The 4608-nt window shown below is 60.9% G+C and carries 3 protein-coding genes and 1 pseudogene; 2 read left to right on the forward strand and 2 right to left on the reverse strand.

Going from position 1 to position 4608, the window contains the following annotated elements:
- Both NW835_RS07410 and NW835_RS07415 read left to right on the forward strand, forming a co-directional pair.
- Positions 1-279 (forward strand): annotated as a pseudogene (locus NW835_RS07410) (site-2 protease family protein); the annotation flags it as partial.
- Positions 280-294: 15 nt separating this feature from the next.
- The gene (locus NW835_RS07415; RefSeq protein WP_414414934.1) at positions 295-2250 is read left to right on the forward strand and encodes a tetratricopeptide repeat protein; all 1956 of its coding nucleotides are present in this window, start codon (positions 295-297) and stop codon (positions 2248-2250) included.
- Between the two features lie 30 nt (positions 2251-2280).
- On the opposite strand, the gene lgt is transcribed toward NW835_RS07415, so the two are convergent.
- Positions 2281-3438, reverse strand: a complete 1158-nt coding sequence (lgt, locus tag NW835_RS07420) for a prolipoprotein diacylglyceryl transferase (RefSeq protein ID WP_414414935.1) — start codon at positions 3436-3438, stop codon at positions 2281-2283.
- Between the two features lie 43 nt (positions 3439-3481).
- Positions 3482-4174 carry a response regulator transcription factor gene (locus NW835_RS07425; protein ID WP_414366464.1) on the reverse strand — a complete coding sequence of 231 codons (693 nt, stop codon included), beginning with the start codon at positions 4172-4174 and terminating at the stop codon, positions 3482-3484.
- Positions 4175-4608 lie beyond the last annotated feature (434 nt).

Below are 4608 nucleotides of genomic sequence, written 5' to 3' on the forward strand. Positions count from 1 at the left end.
ATCGTGCAGGCGGTGTACGGGCGGAAGACGGCGGCACGTGCTACGGTCATCACCCTGATTGCTCTGGCAGTGGCAGCCATCAGTAACGTTTTGGCCCTCTACTGGGCGCTGCTGATTCTCTTTATTGCCCGCGAGCCGGAGCGTCCCCCGCAGGATGAGATTACCGAAACCGACGGCCAGCGGGATGCCTTGGCGCTGCTGGCCCTCTTTTTGATGGTGATGACCCTGCTGCCCATTGCCCCAGCCTTGGCGGGCTTCCTCAACCTCCCCAACGGCTAAAGTCTGGGAAGCTCGATGTTGCCGCCGGGAAAGGGCTTTGGCCCCAGCCGAGACAACAGAGAGAAGCACCTGCAGCGCCTGCTGCTTCAGGCTGTCCACCATCACCAGGCGGGGCAACTGCAGGAGGCCAGCTCCCTCTACCAACAGGTGTTGCAAGCCCAGCCCGCCCACCCGGAGGCGCTGCACCTTTTGGGGGTCTGTCGGCAGCAGCAGGGATCCCTGGAGGAGGCCATTGCCCTGATGCAGCAGGCCTTGGCGCAGCAGCCGTGCTTTCCCGACGCCCACTATAATCTGGCGATTGCCCTCAAGCAGGCAGGTTACCTGGGGGAGGCAAAAGCCCACCTCCAGCAGGCTCTGGAGCAAGGGGGGCCGGATCCGGAAGTTCTGTACCAGTTGGGACTGGTGCTGCGGCAGCAGGGGGAGTTGGAAGCGGCCCTGGTGCCGCTGCGGCAGGCTCTGGAGTTGCAGCCAGACTTTGCCGATGCCGCCTATACGCTGGCCATCCTGTTGCGCGATTGTGGCCGGGAGGAGGAAGCGGCAGGGCTGTTCTACCGCCTCTGGCAAGCTGATCCTGCCGATTTGGCAGCGGCCCTGGGCTGGTGTGTCAGCCAGTTGCCCCTGCTCTACGACACCTCTGAGCAGATCCCAGTTGCCCGGGAGCGCTACCGCCAAGCTCTGCAGCAGGTGAAGGCTCGCTGGGCACACCTGCCGCGGGATCCCAAAACCCTGGAGCGGGCAGCTGCTGGTGTTGGCTCCGTCCAACCCTTCTTTTTGCCCTACCAGGGCCAGAACGACCGCGAGCTGCAGCACCTGTACGGATCCCTGGTGGGGGAGGTGATGGCGGCTCGCTACCCGCAGCCCCCCGTTCTCCTGCGGCGCCGTCCTGGGCGGCTTCGGGTGGGTATCGTCTCCGGCCTGTTCCGGGATCACTCTGTTTGGAAGATCCTGACCCACGGCTGGGTAGAAGCTTTGGATCGCTCCCAAGTGGCCCTCTACGGCTTCCACACCTCGGCCGTCCAAGACGAGATTACGCGCTCCCTGCCACCGCGTTTTGAGCAGTTTATAGCCGGATCCCGCAGCTTGGCGGAGTGGCAGGCGGCAATTCGAGGGGCCCAGCTGGACGTGCTCCTCTACCCGGAAGTGGGCATTGACCCGGTCTGCGCCCAGTTGGCCGCCTTGCGTTTGGCCCCTGTGCAGGCCATGGCCTGGGGACATCCGCAAACCTCTGGCCTGCCGACGCTGGACGTTTTCATCAGCAGCGAACTAATGGAGCCGCCGGATGGGACCGGCCACTACACCGAGCAGCTCCTGCCCCTACCCGGCATCGGCACCTACTACATCCCTTTGGACGTTGACCCCGCCCCTGTGGACTGGCAAGCGTGGGGTGTGGATCCCGATAGGGTGCTCTACCTCTGCGCCCAATCTCTGTTTAAGTACCTGCCCCAGTACGACGAGGTCTTCCCCCGCATTGCTCGGGAGGTGGGGCGGTGTCAATTCCTGTTTTTGCGGGGCCGCCTCTCCCAAGGGATCCGCCAGCGCTTCTGGCAACGGCTACAGCGGGCCTTCCGCGCCTACGGCCTGGCCGCGGAAGACTATGTGCTGCTGCTGCCGGAACTCTCCCCCGCCCAATATGCCGCCTACAACGCCTTGGGAGATGTTTACCTGGACAGCATTGGCTGGTCTGGCGGCAACACCACCCTGGAAGCCCTGCCCCACGGCCTGCCCATCGTCACGCTGCCGGGATCTCTGATGCGGGGTCGCCACACCTACGCCATCCTGCAGCAGATGGGGATCCATGCAACCATCGCCTCTAACCTAGATGAGTATGTCCAGATTGCTGTGCGCCTGGGCCTGGATGACCGCTGGCGGGAACAGATGGGCCAGCAGGTAAAAGCCCGCCAGGAGCGCGTCTACCGGGATCCGGCCCCCATCCGCGCCCTGGAAGCCTGGTTGCAAAGTCTAAAGACCTGAGGGTTGGTTTCAGCCTGATAGCCCTAAGCGCTAACTTGCTTGGGCCAGCCCTTCTCCAGCGGGATCCCGGCCTTCCAGACGGCAGAACAGTTGCCGCATCAGCAGCTCCCGTTGGCCCAGCGAGAGATGGGGGGCAAGGGCACTGGGAAAATGAGGCATGGCCAGAGTGACGCGATCCAGCAAGTCGGCGCGGCGGTGCTTTTGCTGGATGGCCCAAGCCCGCTGCACAAGCTCTGCGGCTGTTTCCAGCTCCAGCCCTGCTCGTTCGGCCAGCCAAGCCGCCAATTGCTCCAGATCGGGATCAAAGCGCAGCCGGTACATGTAGATCAGCATGCCGATCCCAAGCACTAGGCCTATGGCGCTGGCCACATAGGCAGCCTTGATGGTAGTTCCCGGCAGATAGGCCACCGCCGAGACGCGCAAGATTTCATAAGGGATGCGAATTAAGCTGTAGCCGACAACATAGGTCCAAACCCAGGTGCCATCCTTAAGCTTGGGAAATCGCCAGAACATCCCCATCAAGAGAGCAAACAGAACCAGGTTAAGGAGGCTCTCGTAGAAAAAGATGGGGTGAAAAAACTCAAACTGGCTGTATTCCGGCTCGCGGGCTTGGGGGGGGATGTATACCCGCAAGGGCCACCTGCTGTCGGGGGGAATAGGGGCACCGTAGGCCTCGGAGTTAAAAAAATTGCCCCAGCGCCCGATGGCTTGGCCCAAGATTAACCCCGGCGTGAGCACATCGGCGTACTTCCAGCCGTTGATCCCGGTGGCGCGGCAATAGAGGCAAAGAGCAAGCGCGCCAGCCAAGATCCCACCGTGGATGATGATGCCTCCCCGCCAGATGGCGAAGGCCGAGAGGGGATCGTCCCTGAACTCTGACCAGTGGGTGAGGACATAGTAGAGGCGGGCGCCCAGAAACCCAGACACCACCAGCCACAGGGCCAGGATCTCGACCCGTTCGCTGGCCTTGCCGGGCTCTTTCTCCAGATGGCGAGCCTCTGCTAGGGCTTTGGTTAGGAGCAGGCCGACCAACACGGCAATAGCCATCAGCAGGCCGTACCAGCGCAGCCCCAGCCCACCTACCAGCGGAGTTTCAGGGGGAAAACGGAAGACAAACTCTCCCGGTGAGCTGAAGGTAAGGCCCAGCAGCCTTGCACCCCATAGGTTCATTAACAGCACGCTCTGCACCTCAAAATCCTCAACTCAGTCCCCCTGTCGATCCAGCTTGCCTCTACTCGCGCAACACATAGCCTACACCGCGCACTGTTTGGATGAGGCGCTTTTCCCCTTGGCCTTCGATCTTGAGGCGCAAATAGCGAATATAAACCTCGATGATGTTGGAGTCGCCCGTAAAGTCATACCCCCACACATGCTCCAAAATCTGTTGGCGGCTGAGCACCTGGCGAGGGTGTTCCATCAAGTAGCGCAGCAGCTCATATTCCTTGGCCGTCAGCTCCACCTGTCGCTCTCCCCGGCTCGCCTGCCGCGTCACCGGATCCAGTGTCAAATCCATAAACACCAACCGGCCGTCGCGGGATCCCTTGGGGTGCTGCAAATAGATCCGTATCCGCGCCAGCAACTCCTGCAGGCTAAAGGGCTTGACCACGTAGTCATCTGCCCCAGCATCCAGCCCTGCCACCCGATCTGCCACCTCGTCGCCGGCGGTCATCAGCACCACGGGCACGCGGTTGCCCGTCAAGCGCAGTTGCCGACAAACCTCCAACCCTGAGATCCCGGGCAACAGCCAGTCCAGCAGCACCAAGTCGGGATTCTGGTCGCGGGCTGCCGCCAACCCTGCCGTGCCATCGCCGACCACACTCACCCGATATCCCCTATAGGCCAGCTCAGTTTCCAGGAAACGGGCCAGTTTGGCCTCATCTTCGATCACCAGAATGTGGGCAGAGGAGGATTCCGGTTCTGGCATACTCTCTCCTCAAAAGAAGAGGCGGGAAACTTGCTCACTGCCCACCAGCATACCTTAGCCGTGGGAACTGGCAGTACTGATCAATCCATCCTGCTCCCGAAGTTGGTTTGCTGAGTGTTGCTACCGTACCCCTTGATTCTTTGACAGGCTGTACCTGAGTTCCTATAAAGATTTTGACCTGTCTAGCAGCCCAGCCTAGCATAGCTCCTGGGACTTCCTTGCTGGCAGTGCTGACGGGATTAGAAAGTTAAGTTTTCCAGGGCTAGAGTTCTTCTCGATCTGCTGATTGCATTCTGCTTGGGGATCTCTAAGCTGTCACTGCTTCCGGTTTTATCTCTGCTAGGAGAAAGAGTAGACGAGATTGGGATCCCTTCCCATCACCCACAAGCTACAGCCTGTTAATTTAAAATAGGGTACAGGTTTTAAGAGGAAGG

It is taken from the genome of Synechococcus sp. OH2 (assembly GCF_047462155.1).
GTDB lineage: Bacteria > Cyanobacteriota > Cyanobacteriia > Thermostichales > Thermostichaceae > Thermostichus.

Bases quoted from the DNA above. Each gene is read 5' to 3' on its own strand.
- NW835_RS07425 (WP_414366464.1), bottom strand. From the start codon at position 4,174: ATGCCAGAACCGGAATCCTCCTCTGCCCACATTCTGGTGATCGAAGAT.
- NW835_RS07415 (WP_414414934.1), top strand. From the start codon at position 295: ATGTTGCCGCCGGGAAAGGGCTTTGGCCCCAGCCGAGACAACAGAGAG.